Source organism: Glutamicibacter endophyticus, assembly GCF_048457885.1.
In the GTDB taxonomy this organism is placed as follows: Bacteria; Actinomycetota; Actinomycetes; order Actinomycetales; family Micrococcaceae; genus Glutamicibacter; species Glutamicibacter endophyticus.
This window is the reverse complement of sequence record NZ_CP174200.1, coordinates 2,695,986-2,719,477: the sequence shown is the minus strand read 5'-3', so window position 1 is coordinate 2,719,477 and position 23,492 is coordinate 2,695,986. Positions and strand designations below refer to the sequence as shown.

General features: G+C 60.9%; 20 protein-coding genes and 1 tRNA gene. 10 read left to right on the top strand and 11 right to left on the bottom strand.

Annotated elements, in window-relative coordinates; all coding sequences use genetic code 11:
- Positions 1-24 precede the first annotated feature (24 nt).
- The 7 genes from ACJD00_RS12660 to ACJD00_RS12630 all read left to right on the top strand — a co-directional run bounded on the left by ACJD00_RS12660 (position 25) and on the right by ACJD00_RS12630 (position 9,004).
- The gene (locus ACJD00_RS12660; RefSeq protein WP_418907294.1) at positions 25-612 is read left to right on the top strand and encodes a copper resistance CopC family protein; all 588 of its coding nucleotides are present in this window, start codon (positions 25-27) and stop codon (positions 610-612) included.
- A 144-nt stretch (positions 613-756) separates the two neighbouring features.
- Complete coding sequence (locus tag ACJD00_RS12655; RefSeq protein ID WP_418907293.1) at positions 757-1,332, top strand: copper chaperone PCu(A)C; 576 nt, start codon at positions 757-759, stop codon at positions 1,330-1,332.
- Between the two features lie 2 nt (positions 1,333-1,334).
- The gene (locus tag ACJD00_RS12650; protein WP_418907292.1) at positions 1,335-2,546 is read left to right on the top strand and encodes a Dyp-type peroxidase; all 1,212 of its coding nucleotides are present in this window, start codon (positions 1,335-1,337) and stop codon (positions 2,544-2,546) included.
- Positions 2,547-2,663: 117 nt separating this feature from the next.
- On the top strand, positions 2,664-4,778 hold the full coding sequence (locus ACJD00_RS12645) for a cytochrome c oxidase assembly protein (RefSeq protein ID WP_418907291.1): 2,115 nt from the start codon (positions 2,664-2,666) through the stop codon (positions 4,776-4,778).
- Complete coding sequence (locus ACJD00_RS12640) at positions 4,750-5,526, top strand: hypothetical protein (RefSeq protein ID WP_418907290.1); 777 nt, start codon at positions 4,750-4,752, stop codon at positions 5,524-5,526. The genes ACJD00_RS12645 and ACJD00_RS12640 overlap by 29 nt, the downstream gene beginning before the upstream one ends.
- 113 nt (positions 5,527-5,639) lie before the next feature.
- On the top strand, positions 5,640-7,556 hold the full coding sequence (locus ACJD00_RS12635) for an NHL domain-containing thioredoxin family protein (protein WP_418907289.1): 1,917 nt from the start codon (positions 5,640-5,642) through the stop codon (positions 7,554-7,556).
- A 194-nt stretch (positions 7,557-7,750) separates the two neighbouring features.
- On the top strand, positions 7,751-9,004 hold the full coding sequence (locus ACJD00_RS12630; protein ID WP_418907288.1) for an MFS transporter: 1,254 nt from the start codon (positions 7,751-7,753) through the stop codon (positions 9,002-9,004).
- Here the strand turns inward: ACJD00_RS12630 and ACJD00_RS12625 are convergent.
- The 8 genes from ACJD00_RS12625 to ACJD00_RS12590 form a co-directional block, all read right to left on the bottom strand.
- Positions 9,001-10,011, bottom strand: a complete 1,011-nt coding sequence (locus tag ACJD00_RS12625) for a hypothetical protein (protein ID WP_418907287.1) — start codon at positions 10,009-10,011, stop codon at positions 9,001-9,003. The genes ACJD00_RS12630 and ACJD00_RS12625 overlap by 4 nt on opposite strands.
- A 61-nt stretch (positions 10,012-10,072) precedes the next feature.
- Complete coding sequence (locus ACJD00_RS12620) at positions 10,073-11,770, bottom strand: helicase HerA-like domain-containing protein (RefSeq protein WP_418907286.1); 1,698 nt, start codon at positions 11,768-11,770, stop codon at positions 10,073-10,075.
- 48 nt (positions 11,771-11,818) lie between these two features.
- Positions 11,819-12,583, bottom strand: coding sequence for an amino acid ABC transporter ATP-binding protein (locus tag ACJD00_RS12615; protein WP_418907285.1), 765 nt, complete (start codon positions 12,581-12,583; stop codon positions 11,819-11,821).
- Positions 12,570-13,235 carry an amino acid ABC transporter permease gene (locus ACJD00_RS12610; protein WP_309405800.1) on the bottom strand — a complete coding sequence of 222 codons (666 nt, stop codon included), beginning with the start codon at positions 13,233-13,235 and terminating at the stop codon, positions 12,570-12,572. The genes ACJD00_RS12615 and ACJD00_RS12610 overlap by 14 nt, the downstream gene beginning before the upstream one ends.
- Before the next feature lie 90 nt (positions 13,236-13,325).
- A complete protein-coding gene (locus tag ACJD00_RS12605; RefSeq protein ID WP_418907284.1) occupies positions 13,326-14,129 on the bottom strand; it encodes an amino acid ABC transporter substrate-binding protein in 804 nt (267 codons plus the stop codon).
- A 158-nt stretch (positions 14,130-14,287) separates the two neighbouring features.
- A complete protein-coding gene (locus ACJD00_RS12600; protein WP_418907283.1) occupies positions 14,288-15,217 on the bottom strand; it encodes an AEC family transporter in 930 nt (309 codons plus the stop codon).
- 94 nt (positions 15,218-15,311) lie between these two features.
- Positions 15,312-15,382: transfer RNA gene (locus ACJD00_RS12595), tRNA-Gly, on the bottom strand.
- Between the two features lie 277 nt (positions 15,383-15,659).
- The gene (locus tag ACJD00_RS12590) at positions 15,660-16,121 is read right to left on the bottom strand and encodes an SseB family protein (RefSeq protein WP_418907282.1); all 462 of its coding nucleotides are present in this window, start codon (positions 16,119-16,121) and stop codon (positions 15,660-15,662) included.
- 111 nt (positions 16,122-16,232) lie between these two features.
- On the opposite strand from ACJD00_RS12590, the gene ACJD00_RS12585 reads away from it, so the two are divergent.
- Both ACJD00_RS12585 and ACJD00_RS12580 read left to right on the top strand, forming a co-directional pair.
- On the top strand, positions 16,233-17,939 hold the full coding sequence (locus ACJD00_RS12585; RefSeq protein WP_418907281.1) for a fumarate hydratase: 1,707 nt from the start codon (positions 16,233-16,235) through the stop codon (positions 17,937-17,939).
- A 359-nt stretch (positions 17,940-18,298) separates the two neighbouring features.
- Entirely contained in the window at positions 18,299-19,387 is a 1,089-nt protein-coding gene (locus tag ACJD00_RS12580) for an IS110 family transposase (RefSeq protein ID WP_418907280.1), read from the top strand.
- 27 nt (positions 19,388-19,414) lie between these two features.
- Here the strand turns inward: ACJD00_RS12580 and ACJD00_RS12575 are convergent, their stop codons facing one another.
- A complete protein-coding gene (locus tag ACJD00_RS12575) occupies positions 19,415-20,296 on the bottom strand; it encodes a M15 family metallopeptidase (RefSeq protein ID WP_418907279.1) in 882 nt (293 codons plus the stop codon).
- Positions 20,297-20,457: 161 nt separating this feature from the next.
- Between ACJD00_RS12575 and dcd the strand changes: the two genes are divergently transcribed.
- Positions 20,458-21,039 (top strand): dCTP deaminase, encoded by a 582-nt coding sequence (gene dcd, locus ACJD00_RS12570; protein ID WP_309405809.1) that lies wholly within the window; start codon positions 20,458-20,460, stop codon positions 21,037-21,039.
- Here dcd and ACJD00_RS12565 read toward each other — a convergent pair.
- Both ACJD00_RS12565 and ACJD00_RS12560 read right to left on the bottom strand, forming a co-directional pair.
- A complete protein-coding gene (locus tag ACJD00_RS12565) occupies positions 21,036-22,352 on the bottom strand; it encodes an MFS transporter (protein ID WP_418907278.1) in 1,317 nt (438 codons plus the stop codon). The two genes, dcd and ACJD00_RS12565, sit on opposite strands and share 4 nt — an antisense overlap.
- A 106-nt stretch (positions 22,353-22,458) precedes the next feature.
- Complete coding sequence (locus tag ACJD00_RS12560; RefSeq protein WP_418907277.1) at positions 22,459-23,469, bottom strand: Gfo/Idh/MocA family protein; 1,011 nt, start codon at positions 23,467-23,469, stop codon at positions 22,459-22,461.
- Positions 23,470-23,492: the final 23 nt, after the last annotated feature.

Genomic DNA, 23,492 nt, shown 5'->3' with positions numbered 1-23,492 from the left:
GAATCCCGGAGCGAAAGGACCATTATGACCACCGCACTACGCACCCTACGTCCCGCCCTACGCGTGGCGGCCGTCGCCGTCGTGGCCCTGGCAGCGCTCTTCCTGAGTCTGAGCCCGGCCCACGCCCACGATGAGCTTGTGGCCTCGACCCCGAAGGCCGGCGCCACTCTGAAGGAAGCGCCGAAAGAACTCACCTTGGAGTATTCCGGTGTGCTTCAGGAACTGCCCGGAGGCTCATCCACCGTCGTGAAGCTCACCCGTGATGGGCAAGAGGTGGCCACCAGCTTCGAAACCAAGGAACGCACCGTCACCGTTACGCCGGACAGCGAGCTGGAACCGGGTGACTACACGCTGGCTATTCGCGTCGTGTCCTCCGATGGTCACCCGGTGGAGAATTCCGTGAAGTTCACCCTCGAAGGGGCAGCGGCCTCGGCACCGGTGAGCGCAAGCCCCACGCCAAAGGAAAGTGCGCCGGCTAGCGAGACCCCCAGCGAGCAGCCGGAACAGAATATCCTCTCGGCCTTCGGACCGGCAGGCTGGATTATCGTTGGCCTAGCCCTGCTGGCGATCCTGGCCACCGTGCTTATTCGCTTCACGCGCAACACGAAGTAGCCAGACACATCGCGGCAAGTTCGCGCCGCCACTAAACATTTTTCTCTCGCGCGAGACAGCGCGCTCATTGGCGTGCCCACCCCTAGCCGGGCTCGGCTCGTCGCGCCGTCGAATTTCGCGCGCCCAACGCTGAAAGCACAGATCATGAACAAGTTTTCCAAGACCCTTCCGTTGTTGACCGCCGGCCTGCTCACCGGGAGCCTGCTGTTGAGCGGCTGCTCCACCAACGGCCCCGAGCAGGCAAGCGCTCCCAGCACCGAACAGCAGGACACAACTCAGGCCGCGAGCCTGCAGATCAACGACCCTTGGGCAAAAGCGGCCGACAAGGGCATGAGCGCCGCCTTCGGTACGCTACGCAACACCGGGCAGCAGCCCGTAGAGCTGGTCAAGGTCACCGAGGAACAACACCGCAGCCCGGTGCAGCTTCACGAAATGACCGGCAGTGGTACCGAGATGACCATGAAGGAACATCAGGGCCCGGTGGAGATTAAGCCCGGAGCCGAGGTGGAATTGATGCCCGGCGGCATGCACTTCATGTACATGGACCTTGCTAAACCCCTGGTCGCTTCCGAAATCTCCACGTTGACCCTGCACTTTGCCGACGGTTCGAGCAAGGCCGTGGACTTCCCGATCCGCAACTACAGTGGCGCTAAGGAACGCTACGAGGATCACGCGGGTATGGAGGACAAGCACGGCAACGGCGAGCACGGGGGTCACTAGCAATGGCTGAGCAACAGCCGACCGTGCCAAGCCGACGCCTTGTGCTGGGCGGTTCGGCGGCCGCGGCGCTTTCCGGGGCCCTTGTGGGGTTCGGTGCCGGACGGCTGGACGCACCGGCGTCGGCCGCCGAGCCCGGTCAAGAGCCGGCCGAGGCAGCGGCACTCGGCCCTTATGGGGCGTATCAACGCGGGATCCTCGAGGAACCTCAGACCCATGGCATCTTTCTTGGCCTGGATATTCGATGGCCAAAGGCAAAAGACGAGCGCCGCGACCGCCTGCGTTCGCTGCTGCGCATGCTGGGAGAAGATGCCGCTCGGTTGATGTCCGGAGATGGGGTGCTGGCCGACAGCGAACCCGAGATGGCCAGCGCCCGTGGGCGTCTGAGTATCACGGTGGGGCTCTCCCGGGATGCCGCGGCGCAGGCTAAGTCAACGGCGGATCTGTCGATGCTCGAGCCGCTTCCGGAATTCTCCGGTGACAAGCTCGAGCCACGCTATGGCCAAGCCGATCTGCTCGTGCAGTTCTGTGGCGATGATCCTACCGCACTGGCGCATGCACTGCGCGCGGTGCGGAAGAATCTCACGGGACTGGCCACGGTACGTTTCGAGCAGCACGGATTTACTACGCCGCCGGGTCAGGCCGAGCACCCGCATGCCTTTCGGAACCTATTTGGGCAGCTCGATGGGATCGCCAACCCGCGCACGACGGCCCGCGAGGGTGCGGTGTTCGGGCACGGCGATGAGCAGAGCTGGCTACCCGGTGGAACCGTGCTGGTGTTGCGCCGAATCCGCATGGACTTGGAGCGCTGGGACGAGGTTGATCGTCCCGGACGCGACTTCGCGCTCGGACGGCGACAGTCCGACGGGTCACCGCTCTCGGGGCAGCACCCCGATGACCCGGTAGACCTGTCGGCCACCACCGAGCTTGGGCTGCCGGCCATTGCGGGCAACGCACATGTGGCGCTGGCGAAGCCGGTGCAGGCAACTGAAACCATGTGGCGACGCGGCTTTAGCTACACCGACGGTGATGAGTCGGGGTTGCTCTTCGCCTGTTTCCAGCGTGATGCGCGCACCGCCTTCGTTCCGGTGCAACGACGGCTTGCGGCCTCGGATGCGATGAACCAGTGGATTACCCATACCGGTTCCGGCATCTATGGAATCTTGCCGGGAATGAGCCAGGAAGCCCAGCTCGGCGCCGCGCTCTTTGCCGAGTAAACCGAGAGCGGTTTGGGGCATACCGTGCGCTGGGCAAGAGAAGTCACAGTCCTAGCGCACGGTGTGTGCCAGCAAACGGTGCGTAGCGCCGGTTCGCAGTGAGATGATGGAAAGGTTATGGTCACAGATACCCCCAAGCCCACCCCCTCGACGCTGCAACCGGCGCCGGCGCTGACCCGACGATTGATCCTTCCCGGCGTGGTGTCGATGGTCGTGGTTTTCATCGCGGCCGTGCTCTACAGCGGGATCGCGGTCCCGGCCGAACTCGCCGATCCCGGTGCCTTCGTGCGCTGGGCCCTGCCGGCGATGCGCGGCACCCACCACACCGCGATGTCGATTACCATCGCCTCGCTGATCTTCGCGGCGGCACTCTTACCGCGTTCCACCAAGGTGCGGCGCGGCAGTGCCGATGATCCCCGGGTTGAGGTGGGTGATGAACACCCTTCCTTCGCCCGAGCCATGAACGTGGCGGCCGTGGCCGGCGTGGTGTGGACGATGTCCGCGGCCGGCGTCATGCTGCTGACCTTCTGGGATCTGGCGGGTGTGCCGATGAATCTGCAGCCGAGCTACACCACGGCGATCCTCGACTACATTCTGCAGATCACCACGGGGCGCGCATGGGCCTGGATGGTCGTGATCTCCGCACTGGTGACCACCCTGGCATTAGCGGTTCGCTCTCAGAATGGCGTGGGTCTGCTGGCCGCCTTCTCGCTCACGGGTATTGTGCCGCTAGCCTTTATCGGCCACGCGGCCGGCGGAGATGACCATTACACGGCGGTCAACGCCATCGGGCTTCACCTGTTGGCCGTGGTCATTTGGTTCGGAGGCATCATCGTGTTGGCCCTCTTGGCCTCCACCTTGAGCGTCCCGGCCCCGGGACGTTATGAGCAACGTCCGGTGCTTGCCGGCACGGTACTACGGCGCTTCTCCACCCTGGCGACCACCGCGATCATTCTGGTGGCCGGCTCGGGACTGGTTTCGGCCCTGATCCGCATTACCGAGCCCGCACAGTGGTTTACCCAGTACGGGGCCCTCGTCGTGCTCAAGGTCGTGCTGACCCTGCTTCTGGGGTACTTGGGTCTGCTACATCGGCGCCGGGTAATCCCGCGGCTCCTGGCTGGAGAACTTACCGCCCTTGCCGCAGCCTGGCGCGTGGTGCTGGCCGAGGTGGTGCTCATGGGCGCGGTCATGTCGGTGGCCACGGTGCTGGCCCGTACGGCCCCACCTACCAGCGATGATCCGCCGGCCGAGATGAGCCCGGCCCGACTTTTGACCGGCTATGACCTACCGGCCCCGCCGACCACCGGAAGCTGGCTCACCGTGTGGCGGGTGGACTGGCTGTGGGCGGCCATCTGCGTCTTCTTGCTGGCCTTCTACCTGTGGGCATTTATCACCCTGCGGCGTCGCGGCGACAAACCTAATGTGGCCCGCCTCGTTAGCTGGATCGTGGGCATTATCGCCCTGTTCTATGTCACCAGCGGTGCCATCTCGGTCTACGGCATGGTGCAATTCTCGGTACATATGGTCGATCACATGTCGCTGACCATGATCGTGCCGATCTTCTTGGTGCTCGGCACCCCGGTCAGCCTCGCCTTGCAGGTGCTTCCGACCCGCACCGACGGCACCCGGGGCGCCCGTGAATGGATCCTCTGGCTGGTGCATTCGAAATACTCGGCGGTCGTGACGCACCCGATTTTCACCGCGGTGATGTTCGCCGGATCGATTATTGTCTTCTACTTCAGCCCGGTTCTGGAACCGGCCATGAAGTATCACGCCGGTCACGAGATCATGAACTTCCACTTCCTGATCACCGGTTACCTCTTTGCGTTGAGCCTGATCGATGCCGACCCGGTTCCCAAGCGCTATCCCTATCCGATGCGCCTGCTGGTTCTGCTGGCCACGGTTGCCTTCCACGCATTCTTCGGTGTGGCCCTCATGGGTACCACCACGCTCTTGGCCCCAGACTGGTTCGGCAATATGGGCCGCACCTGGGGCGGTAGTGCTCTCGAAGACCAAGTGGTCGGCGCCGGAGCCATGTGGGGTATCGGTGAGATCCCAACCTTGGTGATCGCCATGTTCGTGATGGTCTCGTGGATGCGCCAAGACAAACGGGAAACCAAGCGATACGACCGGCAAGCCGACCGCGATGGAGATGCGGAGTTGGCCGCCTACAACCAAATGTTCGCCAAGCTCAAGGAACAGGATGCTACGCAGCACAATCATGAACGCTAAGCCGCGCACGCTGGCGGCCACGGCCTTGAGCCTGGCCCTGCTACTCAGCGGCTGCGCCGGGGGCTCACCCGAGGCACAGATGCCGCAGGATGACACCCATAAGCAGGCTGCTAGCGCCGCACCCAGCCCCAGCGCTTCGGCCAAGGGCGATGACTCCACGATGAGTACCGCCGAAATCGGGGTCACCGCCGGTGCGGTGATGGCAGCTAAGCTCGGTTTTGACCGGTCGCGGAAGGTTACCGCCGAAGAGCTGAAGCAGCTGGCGATTAAGCCAAGCGACACCCTCGATGGATATGTGGTGTTGCCCGGTCAGTGCGCCGGGCCACTCGAGGATCTGAACTGGTCCCCGGCCCAGCTGGGCACCGAGGTTGCCCGCACGGACTTCACCACCGAGAGCGGCACCGTCACCGGTTCGGTTGAGGTAGCCCGGGTGGAGGACCGCAGCGTTCTAGAGGAGCACTATAAGACGGTGCTTCGGATGCGCACCGACTGCAAAAGCGTGAAACTCAACGGACCGAATGCCATGGAAACTGTGAAGTTCACCGATCCGGGAATCGATGGGGTCGAATCGCAGTTGTACTATTCACGCACGGGTGACCCGCAGTCGCCACAGGACTCCTTGGTGCTGCTGGACACCGCCGGAGACTATGTGGCGATGGTCTCCTTCATCTCCGCAGGATCGCTGAACGATAAGCAGTTTTCCACGGTGGCCAAGCAGGTTATGGACGCGGTGACAGCCCAGTTCTAATTGTGTCGCGGCGCTTCATAGCGTTGGAGTGAGCGCCGGGCCCTGCGCGATAATGGATCGAACCGCCATCCCGGGTGATCAGGGCGGTATCTAAAGCTGGAAAGGGACAATTTATGAGTGCATCTTCCGACTCGTTGCGCGCCGACTACAAGGTGCGCGCCAGCGAGCTGACGGGCCGCAACTGGTTGAATACCGGCGGCGAACAGCTGAATCTGCAGGCACTGCGCGGCAAGATTGTGCTCCTAGATTTTTGGACCTTCTGCTGCATCAACTGCCTCCACGTGCTCGACGAGCTGCGTCCGCTCGAGGAGAAGTACTCCGATGTGCTGGTCACCGTCGGCGTGCACTCTCCGAAGTTCGAGCATGAGGCCGACCCGGAGGCGCTGGCGGCTGCCGTGGAGCGTTACGAAATTCATCACCCGGTGCTCGATGACCCGGAACTAGTTACCTGGCAGGCCTACTCTGCACGCGCTTGGCCGACCCTCGTGGTGCTCGACCCCGAGGGCTACATCGTCGCCCACCTTTCCGGTGAAGGACACGCTCAGGGTCTGGGCTCGCTGATCGAAGAGCTGATCGCCGAACATGAGGCCAAGGGCACGCTGCACCGCGGTGACGGCCCCTATGTCGCACCGGAGGCACGCGAGGGAGACCTGCGTTTCCCGGGCAAGGTCGTCCCGCTGCCGGGTGGCACGTTCCTCGTCGCCGACTCGGGCCACCACCGTCTGCTCGAACTCGGAGCGGACCTGAGCACCGTGGTACGTACCATCGGCTCCGGGGTCAAGGGTTACGCCGATGGCGACGCGCAGAGCGCCAAGTTCAACGAGCTGCAGGGGCTAACCGCCTTGCCGCAGGAGTTGGCCGAAAAGCTGGGCTACGACGTGATCGTGGCCGACACGGTTAACCACCGCTTGCGTTCGGTGAACCTGAGCACCGGGGAGGTCGGCACCCTGGCCGGAAACGGTGTGCAGCGCCTACTGGACGCCGAGTCGGCCCGAAACGAAGCTCAACCGACCGAGTTGGGGACCGACGCACTGAACCTGTCGTTGTCCTCTCCATGGGATGTCATCTACCACCCCAGTGGCAAGGTCCTGATCGCCATGGCCGGTACCCACCAGATTTTCAGCTACGACCCGTTGACCCACGCGGTCGCGGTCTACGCCGGTACCGGGCTGGAAGGCCTGACCGACGGAGCCCCGAACGAAGCCTGGTTCGCCCAGTCCTCGGGGTTGAGCATCGACGCGAACCACGACGTATGGATCGCCGACTCGGAGACCAGCGCGCTACGGCGGATCGAAACCGATGAGCAGGGCCAGGCCGTGGCGGTGCACACCGCTATTGGTACCGGCCTGTTCGACTTCGGGTTCCGCGATGGCCCGGCCGCCGAGGCACGCCTGCAGCACCCGCTGGGTGTTGCCGCGCTGCCCGATGGGTCGGTGGCTATTGCCGACTCGTACAACGGTGCGGTGCGCCGCTTCGACCCGAACAGCAATACCGTCTCCACGCTGGCACAGGGGTTGAAGGAGCCAGCAGATGTGCTCCTCGACGAGAGCGTTGACGGGGACCCGGTGCTACTGGTCGTGGAAACCAACGCCCACCAGCTGGTGCGCATCCCGGTGCCCGCCGAGGCACTGGTCGTCGACGAGGGCGCCAGCCAGACGCAGCGCCCGAAGACCAAGATCCAGCCCGGCGAGCACGCGATCACCGTACGCTTCAGCGCGCCGAAGGGGCAGAAGCTCGATGACCGCTGGGGTGACCCAACGCAGCTGAAGATCTCTGCCAGCCCGGAGAACCTGCTGCTCGAGGGCGCCGGAACCTCACTCGGGCTGACCCGCACGCTCGTCATCAACCCCGAGGTTTCCGAGGGCGTGCTGCACCTGTCCGCCCGTGCTGCGGCATGTGATGGTGAGCCCGGCGGCGAGATCCCCGATCACGCAGCCTGCCACCTGTACCAGCAGGACTGGGGAATCCCGGTTGTGCTCGACGCTAGCGGCGATAACGAACTGGTACTTGACCTGCGCGGCCTGAACTAAGTCGGCGGATCCTTCCGCCATGAACGGCCCGTGTCGAGGGCGCGCTTTGCGCCCACGACACGGGCCTTCGTGGTGTATCGGCACACGGGACTTCGCCCTACATTCGAGTGACGAGTTATTAACCGGAGATTCCTCAAGGGTTTAGACTGGTCGAGGATGGGAGGTACCGGCTCCTCGGGGCCGGTGACAATGTAGTGGCCAGCAAAACATTTAAAGCGTTAGAGATTCCCAACTATCGGTACTGGGTGCTCGGTGCCCTGGTCTCCAATATCGGCACATGGATGCAGCGTGTGGCCCAAGACTGGCTGGTATTGACCGAACTGACCCACCACGATGGCACCGCTACCGGCATCACCACCGGCCTGCAGTTTCTTCCGGTCCTTCTGCTCGGACCCTACGCCGGACTTATCGCCGACCGCTACGACAAGCGCAAGGTCCTGCTCATTACCCAAAGCTTTATGGGGCTATGCGCGCTAGTTCTCGGCGGGCTAGTCGTGGCCGGGGGAGCCCAACTCTGGCACGTGTACGTATTGGCAACCCTGCTGGGCATCGGCTCCGCCTTCGATGCCCCGGCACGCCAAGCCTTTGTCTCCGAAATCGTGCCCTCGAGCCATTTGAGCAATGCGGTGGCTTTGAACAGCGCTAACTTCAATCTGGCCCGGCTCGCCGGACCAGCGATCGCCGGAGTGGTGATCGCCTTGGTTGGGACCGGGCCGGCCTTCCTGATCAACGGGCTATCCTTCCTGGCCGTATTGGGCTCGCTGACCCTGATGAAGGACTCCGCGATCAGCCATGCGCCCCGGGCCCAACGCGGTCGTGGTCAGGTGCGGGCGGGCATCGCGTACCTCACCTCGCGGCGAGATCTGTTGCTTCTCTTTGCCATGGCCTTTGTCATTGGCACCTTCGGCCTGAACTTCCAGCTCACCAACGCGATGATGGCGGCCGAAGAGTTCGGCTTGGGCGCCAGCGAATACGGTTTCCTAGGCACGGTGATGGCCGTCGGAACCTTCGCCGGGGCCATGTGGGCCGCACGACGCTCCAGACCACGCTGGCGCTATGTGATCGGTGGCGGCATCGCCTTTGGACTGTGCGCGCTACTGTCGGCCCTGATGCCCACCGTGTGGCTTTTTGCGCTCAGCCTGATCGGCGTCGGCCTGAGTGCGCTGACTTTCCTGAATTCCTGCAACACCATGGTGCAAACCACCGTCCCCGGCCAGTACCGGGCCAGAGTGTTGGCGCTGTACCTAATGGTGGTGCAGGGCGGAACCCCACTCGGGGCACCGTTAGTGGGTTGGATGGCCGAGCTCATGGGCGTGCGCGCGGCAGTCGCAATTGGCGCGATTGCGTCGCTCGTGGTCAGTACGGCGGCCCTCGTGCTGTGGCAAAAGTACCGTAGCGACGCCCCGCCGCTACGTGCACATTTTCGAGAAATATTTACCCGCAGCTAGTTCGCCGCATTCTCGACCGCGGCGACCGGAACCACCGAGACCTTCGTGGTGCTGGTGGTCAACTGGGCGGTGAAGTTATAGGTTTCCTTGACGGTTTTCTTCTCCGTGGCACCGGTGCGCAGATCCTGTTCGGTCAGCTGCAGCTGTGCCTCGAATTCCAGGGGCGCTAGGACCCACGCGCCGTTGTAGTAACTGACCTTCGCCTTGGGATAGTCAGTGATCGTCCAGTTGATGCTCTGCGAATTCACGCGTGCCGAGGTGTGATACGCCATGGGGCATCCAGCCGGCATCAACACCTTCTGCGACGCGCAGCCATCGACATATGTCTTGAGCTTCTTATTGATCGCCGAGAGGAATGCCTTGGTTGGTTCGGTCGTCAGCTTCACCGGAACCGGGTCCTTAGTTGGACCGGTGACCACCACTCCACGTGTATCGGCCTTGAAGTTCTTCGTTTCGAAACTCGCGTTGATCACCGCAGGATAGAAGACCGGAATGGTGCTGATGCCCTGATCCAGCGGGATCTTTTCCTTGTTCAGGCTGACCTCGTTCACCGTATTGGCCCGCACCTGAATGGTTGGCAAGCTATCGGGGACGAACTCCCACTGGTCAAAGAACAACCAGGACTTGCCAGCGCGGTGCAACCGGTAGGTCGAAGAGTGCTCGGTGCCTTCGGCTTGGTAGGTGGCCTTGACCTCGACCAGATCCGAGTCATGCTCGTCGGTGACGGCCGGTGCTACCGAGAAATCGGTAATGCCCTCCTGCGTATGTTTGAGCACGTCGCCATTGAGGGCGACCGCATTGCCCTCCGGCACGGAGGCACGTAGCAGTCCCAGCGCCTTGCCGCCTTCACCGGCGGCCATATGCTGCTGCAAGACCTTGACCTGATGCTGTGCAGAAAATATTGTGCGGTTTGCGATGAGGATGCCGGCAATGGCCAACACCAAGATCGCAACCAGGACAATAACCCAGCGCAGGGCAAGACTGGGCACGGAATTTCGAGTCTTCATTACCTCTTAGGCTAACGGTTTGTGCGTCCGAGTTGCTAAACGGCCGGGTCACGCATCGCAATTACCAGCGCCGCCGGCGCCGGCGGCGGGTGCCGAACATACCGCGCAATAGTTCGCGACCGAGGGTGTTGGCCGCGTCCATGGCAAAGTCCATGATGGGATTGCCCTGCTCCTGAGGCTTTCCCTGAGCGGGTGGACGCGGACGTTGCTCGGTGGTGTTGCCAGCTCGTTCCGGCGCGCTGTGCGCATCATTAGGGATTTCGCCGGCCGGGGGAATAGACACACGGCGGCCCAGGATCGATTCGGCGATACGTTGAGCTTCCTCGTCGATGGATCCGGCACCACCGCTCCCGTTCGGGGCCGCCGGCTCGCTTTCGAGTGGCGCGGTTGGGGACGCTGGTGTTACCCGGGTGCCGGAGAGTAATTCATGGGCAGAGTCACGGTCTTGCACTGCAGCGTAACGTGCGGTGAGCGCCGAGGATGCAATGAGCTCGGCCTTGAGCCCGGCATCGGGTACCCCGATACGTGAGCCCGGCGAACTTAGCCGAGTCAGCGCACTGGGTGTTGGCACGCCACGTGGGTCTAAAACCGAGATGACCGCTTCGCCGACCGAGGCCTCGCGTAAGGCACGGGAAAGGTCTAGGGGCCCGGTGGGGAAGGTGGAGACCACGGCCTTGAGGTCTTGCGCATCCTTGGGCGTAAATACACGCACCGCATGCTGGATGCGATGGCCGAGCTGCCCCAGAACCTCTTGGGGGATGTCGCTGGAAGATTGTGAAATAAAGAAGAGTCCCACCGACTTGGACCGGATGAGCCGCACCGTGGAGGTAATTGCGTCCATGAATGCCTTCGAGGCATTTTCGAACACGAGATGTGCTTCATCGATAAAGAACACGAGTTTCGGTTTTTCAAGATCTCCGGCTTCGGGGAGTTCTTCGAAGAGCTCGGCGAGCAGCCAGATCATGAAGGTTGAGAAGACCAGAGGCTTGGATCGTAGCGAGTCAACTTCCAGGATGTTCAGCACCCCGAGCCCGTCATCGGTCAGCGAGATCAGGTCGTGCACATCGAATTCCGGTTGCCCGAAGAATTGCTCCAACCCCTGCGCTTGAAGCATGGTCACGCCGCGCAACAGGACCCCGGCGGTTGAGGCCGGTAACCCTCCTAATTCGCGTAGGTCCGCTTCTCCCTCGTCCGAAAGCAAGTGAGCGATAACGGCCTTGAGGTCTTTGAGATCGTCCAGTGGCAAGTCGCGCTGGTTTGCGAAGTGAAATACCAATTGCAGGCATTGTTCTTGCGTGTCGTTCAGTTCCATCACACGCGAGAGCAAAATCGGTCCAAAGGAATCGAGCGAGGCCCGAATCGGCGCACCGTTGCCGGAACCGGCCAGCGAAAGGAACTGCACCGGGTTAGCGCGAGCTTCGAACTGGACACCAATCGAGGAGAGCCGGGCCGTGAGTTTTTCGCTCTGTTTGGCCGCCTGGGCTAAGCCGCCGAGATCCCCTTTAATATCCGCGAGGAAGGCAGGAATCCCGGCGGTGCTGAGCTGCTCGGCGATCACCTGCAGGGTCACGGTCTTTCCCGTACCGGTAGCCCCGGCGATCAACCCGTGCCGGTTGAGCATGCGCAAGGGCAGCCGGATGCCTGCCTTCGGGTCGGGCTGACCGTCGAGTAGGGCGGCGCCAAGAAAAAGGGCTGGGTCGGTAAAGGAAAAGCTTTGCTTCAACGACTCGGCTGCGTGTGCCGGAACATTCTCGCTCATGTGACATAGCTTACGCATTTGCCCGGCGTGTGCTAAGCCAACGCGCTATTAAAACGGGTTGAGCAGGCGTTGAATGAAGTTTCGAGTACGCTCTTGACGCGGCTCGGTCAGCACCTGTGCCGCGGGCCCCTCCTCGACGACGACACCCTGGTCCATGAAGACCACACGGTCGGCGACATCGCGGGCGAAGGCCAGCTCGTGGGTGACCAGCACCATGGACCACCCTTCCGCGGCAAGTTCCTTGATCACGCGCAACACTTCGCCAACGAGCTCTGGATCCAACGCACTGGTGGGCTCATCGAAGAGCAACAAATCGGGCTTGAGCATAAGCGCACGCACAATACCGACGCGCTGCTGCTGTCCGCCGGACAGCGATGAAGGGTACTCATTGGCCTTCTCGGCCAGTCCCACCCGATTGAGAAGCGCTTGGGCTTCGTTCATCACCTCGTCCTTGGGGCGCTGCTGCACCTCAAGAGGACCGATGGTGATATTTTGCAGCACCGTGAGGTGGGGGAAGAGGTGATGGCCCTGAAACACCATGGCCGAACGTTGACGCAGCACCGTGGCCTGCTTGGCTGTGGTTTTGGCGCCGAAGGTGACCTCTGGCCCGCCGGTAAACCCCACGGTGCCTTGATCCGGGCGTTCCAGACCGTTGAGGCATCTAAGCGCGGTGGTCTTCCCGGAACCAGAGGGGCCGATGAGGGCCACGACCTCACCGGAACCGACGCTAAAGGAGATGCCGCGTAACACCTCATTTGCGCCAAAGGACTTGTGAATGTTCTCGACGAACAGCAGCGGGCTAGTGGGCGACATACTTTTCCAATCGGCCTTCGAGACGGTTCTGGTACATGGACAGCAGCAGGCAGATAACCCAGTAGATTACTGCCGCCTCCATGTAGAGGACCATGAATTGTAGGGTGCTGGCCGCGATTTCCTGGGCCTTGCGGAACATCTCGGTAACGAGGATCAACGAGGCCAGCGAGGTGTCTTTGACCAGTGAAATGAAGGTGTTCGACAGTGGCGGAGTCGCCACGCGCAGGGCTTGGGGGAGGATCAGCCGAAACAGCGTGCGGGTATGCGACATGCCGATGGTGTAGCCCGCCTCCCACTGCCCGCGGGGTACCGACAAGATCGCCGCGCGAATGATTTCAGCGGCGTAACCGGCGACATTGATGCTGAAGGCAATGATGGCGCTAGGCCACGGGTCGATGGTTGCACCGAGCGAGGGAAGGCCATAGAAAATCACGAAGAGCTGCACGAGCAGCGGGGTGCCGCGAACCGCTGAAATGAAGGCCCTAGCAATACCGGAAAGCACCGCGTTGGAGCTCATGCGCATGAGGGCGATGATCAGTGCCAGCACCATGCCCAGCGTGAAGCTCAGCAGGGTTAGCGGAATAGTGCCGATCAGTGCCCCGCGCAGCAGCGGCCACAAGGAATCAAGCGCAAGCTGCCCAATGGAGTCCATGTATCTCCTCAAAATTCAGGTGCACGTGCCACTGGCCCCAGGATCGAGTCCGTGGGGCCAGTGTAGTGCGCCGCGTTAGATCGTGCGCTGTTACTTGCTGATGTCTTCGCCGAAGTACTTCTCGGAAATCTTTGCCAAGGTGCCCTCGGAGCGAAGCTCATCGAGAGCGTCATCGATGGCATCGCGGAGCTCGGCAGAGTCCTTACGCAGGGCCACGCCCGCCTTGTTCTTCTCCGGGGCTTCCGCAGCAATCTTGATGGACTCATCCGGCTGCTGCTTCTGCGAGTCCAAGTAGGAGAGCTTGTCGTTGATGGTGGCGTCGACACGGCCCTGCTTGAGCAGGGTCAGGGACTGTGCCCAGCCTTCGACCGGTTCCACTGTGGCGCCAAGTTCCTTGGCCGCTTCGTACCAGTTGCTGGTTTGCGACTGGGCGGTGCGCTTGCCCTTGAGATCCTCGAAGGACTTGATCTCCGTGTTATCCGAGGCGGTGACCACGACGCCGGTGGTCACCGAGTAGGGCTCGCTGAACAGGTAGCTCTCTTGGCGCTTTTCGTTGATGGTGACCTGGTTGGCAATGGCATCAAAACGCTTTGCTTCCAGGCCGGTGAACACCGCATCCCATTGAGTTTCCTTGAAATCCACCTTGACGCCGAGCTTCTCACCCACCGCCTGCATCACCTCAACGTCGTAACCGGTGAGCTTATCGCCCTCGTGGTAGCTAAAAGGGCGGTAGGTGCCTTCGGTGCCGACGGTGAGCACGCCCGACTCTTTGACCTGCTCCAACGAGTTGGTTCCTGGCGATGCCGAGTTACCTTCGCCTGTCGAAGAACCGCAAGCGGTCAGGGCCAAGGCCAAGGTGGCCGCCGATGCGATCAGGGAAAGGGTGCGCTTCATTAGGTGCCTCGCAGTGTCGTAAATGAATCAAAGGTGTACCGCTGAGAACGGTCAAGCCGTCGCCAGTATTCCGCAAGATTCCTCTGTCGCACCCCACTAGGGCAAAGATGACGTCATATTTCTCAATATGAGCTCGTCGGCTATCTGCCGCTAAGCGGCTAGATGCCTAGCCACCACGCCAAAAGCATCATCATTGGGATGGCGCAGACCGTGGTCAGCAGTACGGTATCCTTCGCGATCACCACGCCCCGTTCGTAGCGGGATGCCGTCACGAAGATATTCTGCGCAGTCGGCAGACCGGCCATGATGACAGCGGCAACAACCAGCGGCATCGGTAGCCCGAAGACGAGCGTGGCAAGAACCCACGCGATCGCCGGCTGGATCAGCAATTTACAGAGGGTGCCGATCAAGACATCGGCCCGTCGACCCTGCGCCTTCTCCAATGGTTTCGAACCCACGAGCGAGATGCCGAAGGCCAGCAGCATGGCGGGAATAGAGGCTCCAGAGATCAGTTCGATCGGTTGCAGGATCTGTTTGGGTAGCTGTATGTTGGTCAACGCCACAATGAGCCCCAGCAGGGAACCAATGATCATCGGGTTACGGGCCGTCGAGGCGATCATGGCCAAGACGGTAGTCCGTCTTTTACTGGTCGTAGCATCGAGCATCGCCAGATTGATCGGCTGGTAGAGCGCCAGCTGAAAGAGAATGATGGGTGCAGCCTGCGCCGCGTCGCCAAGCACGTAGAGCGCAATGGGTAGCCCCAGATTGGCGGAGTTCACGGTGGACGAGGCCATGGCCGCGACAATGCGTTCACTGGCACTACGTTTGAGCCACTTGGCGGTGATCAGATGGAAAACCGCAGCAGTGGCGAAGGCGGACAGTGTCGCAATCCATAGCAGCGGGCCGAGCACTGCGACCGGGTCGGACTCCGCCAAGGTCAGGAACAGCAGGGCGGGGCTGGCCACGAAGAAGGTCAGGCGATTCAAGACCCAGCGACCTTGATCGCCCAGCACCCCGGTGCGGCCCACAAGATAGCCAACGGCGATCACAATCCAAATAATGGAAAAGCCGGATAACACCCCGGTCATGCACCGCTCCTCTCGAACGGGCGGCCTGGACGCTATCGACCAGCCGAAACCAAAAAAATGCCGGAACCTTGGCGGTTCCGGCATCTAGTATGCGAGCGGGCGACGGGAATCGAACCCGCGTATCGAGCTTGGGAAGCTAGCGCTCTACCATTGAGCTACGCCCGCACATGCCGCCTATCGTTTCCTGAGGCAACATCGAAGACACTAGTCGATCGGTAGGTGGCGCGCAAATTCACAAGGCTATGTGGCGCCTTAATGAGGAGCAGGCGGGAACCTATTCGGTTCCCGCCTGCAAGGCACCGGACGGCCTAATGGCGGTCCAGGCAACTTTAGGATAACCCAAGGTTCGCGGTCGGCGAAATCCTCCGTTCATCCATTGGTTAACGTCGCTTCACGCTGGGTTCACACTAGGAAAAGCGCGAGCGTAGATCCTGGAGTTCGGTTAGGCCGTAGGTGGGTTGAAGAAGCGCTCCTTCAGCGCCTGGACACCCCTAGCGGGCACTTCGAAGCTGAGGCTGTCACCGGGGTTGACCACGAATCCCACCGAATCAAGGGACTTGACGATATTCGCCCCCTGAATCTTCACCCCATAGGGGCATTCGTCAATGTAGGCGTCGGGGATGCGCTCGGGGGAGGTGAATACCACGACGAGACTTTCGCCGGCAGGGTTCGTCACCACCATGGGCTGAGCGTTCTTGTTCTCGCCCGTTACCGGCTCACGGCTGAGGAAGTACACCTCAGCGGTCATGAATGCGCTCATCACCGAACCGGAAAGCTCAGGCTTGTTCTGCCCGGCCTGAATCATCATTTCGAAGTGCGTGGCTGCCTTGGAACGATCCTGCTCCGTGGGAGGCTGCTGGTCGCTGTCTTGTGCCGCGTCGGCGTCGTTATGCTCGGTGCTCATAACCCCCAGCATGTCGCGTACGTGACCAGCGACGCAAACGCCAACTAAGGAAACGACGGGTGAATCGCTAGACTGGACGATGAGCATTCATATTCATTTCAAGGACTGAGCATGCCTGAATTCCGTTATGAGGATCTTTTGCCGATCGGCGAAGATCAGACCGAATACCGCAAGATTTCCTCCGAGGGCGTCAGCGTCGTCGCCGGACCGGACGGTAAGAACTTCCTGCAGGTGTCTCCCGAGGCGCTCGAACTGTTGGCAGAAACCGCCCTGCACGACATCTCGCACTACCTGCGCTCGGCGCACCTGCAGCAACTGCGCAACATCCTCGATGACGAGGAAGCCAGTGCAAACGACAAGTTTGTGGCCCTAGACCTGCTGAAGAACGCAAATATTGCCGCCGGCGGCATCTTGCCTATGTGCCAGGACACCGGTACCGCCATCGTGATGGGCAAGCGCGGTCAGCGAGTATTGACCCAGGAGCAGGACGAGATTTCCCTCTCCCGCGGCATTTACAACGCCTACACGAAACTGAATCTGCGTTACTCCCAGTTGGCTCCGCTGACGACGTGGGAGGAGAAGCAGACGGGTAACAACCTGCCCGCGCAGATCGATCTGTATGCCGACACCAAGGTCGGTCACGACACCAGCTACAAGTTCCTGTTCATGGCCAAGGGCGGCGGAAGCGCCAACAAGTCCTTCCTGTATCAGGAGACCAAGGCCATTCTCAACGAGAATGCCATGCTGAAGTTCCTCGATGAGAAGCTTCGGTCGCTGGGTACCGCGGCCTGCCCGCCCTACCACCTGTCGATCGTGATCGGCGGCACCAGCGCCGAAATGGCGTTGAAGACCGCAAAATACGGTTCGGCCAAGTACCTGGACAACTTGCCTACCGAAGGTGCCATGACCGGACGCGGCTTCCGCGATACCGAGCTGGAGGAGAAGGTTCTCGAACTGACCCGCAACTTTGGCATCGGCGCTCAGTTTGGCGGCAAGTACTTCTGCCATGACGTCCGCGTGGTGCGTTTGCCGCGCCACGGCGCTTCGCTGCCGGTAGCCATTGCCGTTTCGTGCTCGGCCGACCGGCAGATGCTCGCCAAGGTCACGGAGGAAGGCCTCTTCGTCGAGCAGCTGGAAACCGACCCGGCGCGCTTCATGCCCGAGGCCTCGCACCCGGCCGTGGCAGAGCACGATGATGCCACCGACGGTGTCACCGGTACCGGAGGATCCTCGGTGGTAAAGGTTGACCTGAACCAGCCGATGGATCAGATTCTCGAGCTCCTGACCCAGTTCCCGGTCAAGACCCGCTTGTCGCTGACCGGTCCCTTGGTTGTTGCCCGCGATATCGCGCACGCAAAGATCAAGGAGCGGCTGGATGCGGGTGAAGAGATGCCGCAATATTTGAAGGACCACCCGGTCTACTACGCGGGTCCGGCAAAGACCCCAGACGGCATGGCTTCTGGCTCCTTCGGACCAACCACCGCAGGGCGCATGGACTCCTACGTGGAGCAGTTCCAGGCCGCCGGTGGTTCGAAGGTCATGCTGGCCAAGGGCAACCGTTCAAAGCAAGTGACCGACGCCTGCAACTCCCACGGCGGGTTCTACCTCGGTTCGATCGGTGGTCCGGCCGCACGCTTGGCGCAGGACTGCATCAAGAAGGTCGAAGTCATCGAGTACGAAGAACTCGGCATGGAAGCCGTGTGGCGCATTGAGGTCGAGGACTTCCCGGCGTTCATCGTGGTGGATGACAAGGGCAATGACTTCTTTGAAGCCACCAGCAAGCCCACTTTCACTGGAATTCCGGTGCGTGCCAAGTAGGCGGTAAACAACGAAGGGGTACCCAAACCAGATGGTTTGGGTACCCCTTCGCTGTTAAAACGCTGTGAGTATGGAGGTAGCTGGTCTGGGACTAGCTGGCAGGATAAGAACCAGCCGCCCCACCCCGAGGATGTGACTCATTAAAACGCTGACCCGAAAGGTGTCATCCGATGGATCTGTCCATCTGATCGGGGTGGGTCGGCCGGAACCAATCCGGCCCACCACGGTGACTTGATCAGAAGATTGTCCACCCCTTTCTAGGGGCGTGACCCATCACAGTGCTGTTCCGTAGTGACCCTTACCCGGACTGGTACCGGCCGTTCACGGCCGACCAAGAAAATCCAGGAAAGGAAAGTACGGTGACCGCACAACCTATCGTCGCTCATTCTTATCCATTTGTCGTGGGTGTCGACACTCACGCACGCAATCACGTCTACGCCATCATCAACGCAAGCAACGGTGCGTTGCTCGATACGCAGTCATTTCCAGTGACCAGTGCTGGGATTAACCGGGCCATCGCCTGGGTCGCGCGACGAACCGAAGGCAACGCAGACACCCTGTGGGTGATCGAAGGGACCGCCATCTACGGGGCAATCCTTGCCGGCACGGTCGCCGCCCATGGATTCCCCGTCACCGAGGCACCGCGCATGAGCAAGAAACAGAACCGTGGCGTGGGAAAAACCGATGCTTTAGACGCCCACCGAATGGCGGCAGCGTCCCTGCCGTTGCCGGTAGAGAAGCTGCGCCATCCGCGACTGAATGAAGGAATCCGCCAAGGATTACGGATCCTCGTCACGGCAAGCAGCTCGATGACCAAGGACCGTACCAGGGCCATGAACGCCTTGAATGCCCTGGTACGCAGCAACGAGTTGGGGATTGATGCCCGCAAGAAGCTGATCGGTAGTCAGATCGCTGAGATCAGCCGCTGGAGAGAGCGGGAGGAAGAGCTGTCGTTGCGGATTGCACGGTCTGAAGCAGTACGCCTGGCCAAGCATGTCATGGACTTGGACCAGCACCTGGCAGTCAACGAACAGCAGTTGGACGAGCTGGTCAAAGCCAGCGAAGCAGCACCCTTACTAAACGAAATCGGCTTCAAGGCAATCACGGTCGCGAAGTGCTTCGTCGCGTGGTCCCATGAAGGACGAGTGCGCAATGAAGCGGCGTTTGCCTGTTTGGCTGGGGTAAATCCGATTCCTGCATCGTCCGGGAATACGATCAGGCACCGACTTAATCGAGGCGGTGATCGGTCGTTGAATGCTGCCCTACACTTGGCGGCGGTGACACGTATGACTCATGACGAAGAGACACGTATCTATGTCGAGAAGCGTCAGGCTCAGGGGAAAACTGATCGGGAGATCCGCCGATGCATCAAACGCTATCTCGTCCGTCGAATTTTCAAGATCTTCAGTGTTTCAGCAACATTTGACCAAGCTCCAGTTACGCCTTGACAGACATAGAAGAATCTGTCGCTACCTTTAGAAGCCGAAGCTCCAGTCACGGAAGGGCGGCAAGAAACGCAGAACGAGCAGATCGTCGATGGAGGAGTTCTCGGATGACTTCTGCCGCGCGGTGGTGGACTCCTCCTGCTCGTCCTTCTCGTTCTTTGGCTCGGCTGGTTTCGAGGATTCGGACTTCTCGCCCGCTTTTTCGGCGTCTTTGGCCGACGTATCTTCCTTCGCCTGCCCCTTGAGCAGATCGATATATTCCTCGAAGGTTGACACCTTGCTAGCTTCCATCGCCTGGGCGTGCTCGGTACCGATGTATCGGACGTGCCACGGCTCGTACTTATAACCGGTGGTAGCTTCTTCACCTTCTGGGTAACGGATGATCAGCCCATAGTCGATGGCATGCGTTGCAACCCAGAGGCCGGCGGCGGTATCCCCAAAGCAGGCGTGAAGCTGGCACTTCCCGCTGCTGTATCCAACATCTGCGGCGAGGCCGAGCTGGTGCTCGCTCGTGCCGGGGCGGGCCGAGATGCGCTCGGCGTAAGCGGTGCCGTACTGATTCTGGTACTTCGCGAAGAGCGTCGCTTGACGGTTGTAGGAGCGGTAGGCGCTGATGAGCTTGATGGGATGACCTGCAGCACGCGCGTCGGCGATGAGTTGCTCAACGGCTTTGGCGGCGTCGGCACGAAGTTTGTCGCTGGAACCCGGGACCGTGACCAGATTCTCCGGGACGTAATCTTCCGGGGACAGCTGCGTGGTGGGGTTGATCAGCGCGATCAGACTCGACGGGTCGCTGAAATCGGACTGTCCAACGCTAGGTAAGTCTGTTGGTGCGGCCTGCGCCAAGCTCGCCGAACCCAAGAGCAGGGCGACGCTGGTAAGAGTGGCGGCAGCCGTGGACTTCAATCGCATCGTTGTTATATTCCTAGGTGACTCAGCGCGGTGATGTGCAGGCCTAGAATACCGGGCAAACCTTGGGATCGGGTGAACAAATTTTGGCCGTAAGGGTCGCCGGTGCCGACCAGCGACGACTCTGTTACCTAGAAAGCCCCATCGGCAGGTAAATTTAGAGCGTGCTGTATTCAGATGGTGACATTAAACGAGAAATTTCCGCCGGTCATATTGGGCTCGAACCCTATGACCCGGCGATGGTCCAGCCGGCGTCCGTGGATGTGCGCCTAGACCGCTATTTCAGGCTCTTCGATAACCACAAGTACGCACACATCGACCCGGCCACCGACCAGCCCGAGCTGACTCGCTTGGTCGAGGTCGATCCGGACGAGCCCTTCATTCTGCACCCCGGCGAATTCGTGCTCGGCTCCACCTACGAGGTGGTGACCCTGGGAAATGGCGTGGCCGCACGCTTGGAGGGTAAGAGCTCGCTAGGTCGCCTCGGCTTGCTCACGCACTCCACCGCAGGCTTCATTGATCCGGGATTCTCCGGTCACGTCACCTTGGAGCTATCCAATATGGCGACGCTGCCCATTAAGCTATGGCCCGGTTCAAAGATCGGCCAGCTCTGCTTCTTCCGGCTCACCTCAGATGCCGAGCACCCTTACGGCTCGGGGGCTTACGGCAACCGTTATCAGGGACAGCGTGGCCCCACGGCTTCGCGTAGTCATCTGAACTTCCACCTGACCACACTGGAAAACTAGGCCGCAGCGCGCTGCGGGGAACGTATCGGGAGCAACAGTACGAGGCCAAGGAGCAGTACTGTCAGAATCCCGAGGATCCCGTAGCGCTGTGCATGGCCCGGGGCGACGACACTGCTCGCCCACCCAATCGCCAAGGCCAGAAGTCCCGGCCCTAAAAACGATACGGCCCGCCCCGTTGTGGCATAGAGGCCGAAAAGTTCGCCCTCACGTCCTGCCGGAGCTAAGCGTGCTAAGAAGGCACGCGAAGAGGACTGTGCAGGTCCCACGAAGAAGGTAAGTAGTAGCCCGAAGATCCAGAATCCGGCGGGGCCGGGGGAGAAAAAGACACCAAGCCCGGCGATGAGCAGCCCGATGAGCGAACCGGTGATGACCGCCTTAGGGCCGATGAGGTCATCCAACCAGCCGCCGATGAGTGCGCCTGCGGCTGCGATCACGTTGCCGATAATCGCGAAGATGATCACCTCTTCCGGTTTGAACCCGAAGGTGCCTGAAGCTAGGACCCCACCGAAAGTGAATATCACTGCCAACCCATCGCGAAATACCGCCGAGGATCCAAGGAAAAATACGGCGTTGCGGTCTTCGCGCCAAAGATCGCGGATTTTGCCGAAAAGCACTGAGTAGGAGCGGGAGAGCGGGATCCTCTCGCTGTGCGTGGCTGAGGTTTTCGGGATGATAAAGAACAATGGCAACGCGAACAACAGGAACCAGCCAGCGCTAAAGAGCGCTACCAAACGGATATTCAAGGAGGCCTCGGTGTCTGCGCCGGGCCAATCGAAGAGTGGTTTCACGAAACCAAAAAGCACGATTGTCAGGGCCAATATCCCGCCGACATAACCCATCGCCCATCCGAAACCCGAAACCTTGCCAACGGTGTTCGGTGTGGAAATCTGGTTGAGTACCGCGTTGTAGTTAACCGTCGCAAATTCAGAGAATAGCGACATGAGGGCGATCAGCGCCGCGCCCAGCCACAGGAAGCGCTCATCGGGAAGTACAAAGAAGCAGGCAGCACAGGCGGCAACTGCCAGAATCGAATTAATGATCAGCCACCGATTGCGGCTGCCAGCCGCATCGGAACGCATGCCGGTGACCGGCACGAGCAACACTATGCAGATCCCTGCCAAGGTCATGGCTTGAAACAGGACGTACGTTGCATGATCGCTACCGCCGAAGGCGTTGCTGGTCAGGTAGACGGTAAAGACAAACGTCGTCATGACCGCGTTGATGGCTGCTTGGCCCCAGTCCCAGCTAGCCCAGGCCCACGTCACGCGGTTCATCCAACCTGCTGTGGGGCTTGGGGTGGGTGCTGCGGTCATCCGATTATCCATGGACGAATGCTACCGGCTAGAAGCGTCGGGATGGTGAATAGCCGGTGCCTGTCGGGTGTCCGCCGGTACCCTCGCATGCTCGAGCCGGTGAGTCCTAGCTTCGGTCCGCGGCATAGCGCAAGTCAATCTGCCGGCGAATCTCATCGAGGAGTTCCATGATGGCGATGCTTTGGGCGGACGGCAGCAAGTCACTCTGGGTGCGTCCGGTCTGAATGAGTTGTTCGAGTTCGGCCGCCTGGAATTGCATGCCCCGGCCGGTGACTGACTGTTCGAAGCGCTCGAGAACATTGTCCATCCGGTCGTAGACCGTGAACGAGGTCGGCGTGTACCACACGGATTCGATGTCGATCCATCCCTCGGTGCCGATGACCACGGCCCGGTTCGCCCCGGGCGCATCGAGTTCGCAGTCGAGCATCGCTTGTTCGCCCGTGGGGTACTGGAAGATCGTCGCGGTTTGGCGGTCAACTCCGGTGACGGTCATCGCGCTACTGGCCTGAATCGAACTGGGAGTACCCAACAAGTCCACCGCGAACGAGACCGGGTAAATTCCTAGATCGAGCAGTGCGCCGCCACCAAGCTCCAGCGCGTTGAGCCGATGCGTTGGATCGGTGGGCAAACTCTGGTTGTGGCTAGCGACGACCTTACGTAGCTGGCCAATCATGCCGTCGGCCACGATCTGCCGAATGCGCGCCATATGTGGCAGGAAGCGAGTCCACATGGCCTCCAGTGCCACGAGGCTGCGCTGCTGGGCTAGGCCGATAACCTCCCGGGCTTCGCGCGCGTTCATGGTGAAAGGTTTCTCCACCAAAACATGCTTCCCTGCGTTCAAGGCGAGGAGTGCGTGCTCGTGGTGAAAAGGATGTGGTGTGGCTACGTAGATGATGTCGACCGAGGGGTCTGCCACGAGCTGTGCATAGCTTTCATGCGCGGTGGGAATGCCGAATGTCTGGCTAAAACGCTCACTTGCGTCCTTGGTTCGGGAACCGACGGCCTGAACGCTAAACCCGTTCTCGAGCAAATCCTGAGTTTGTAGTCCTGCAATGAGCCCTGTGCCCAGGATGCCCCAACGTAAACGGCCATCCGAGGTGCCGTGATTAGCGGTCATGGGTCCATCCTTTGCTGATGTTG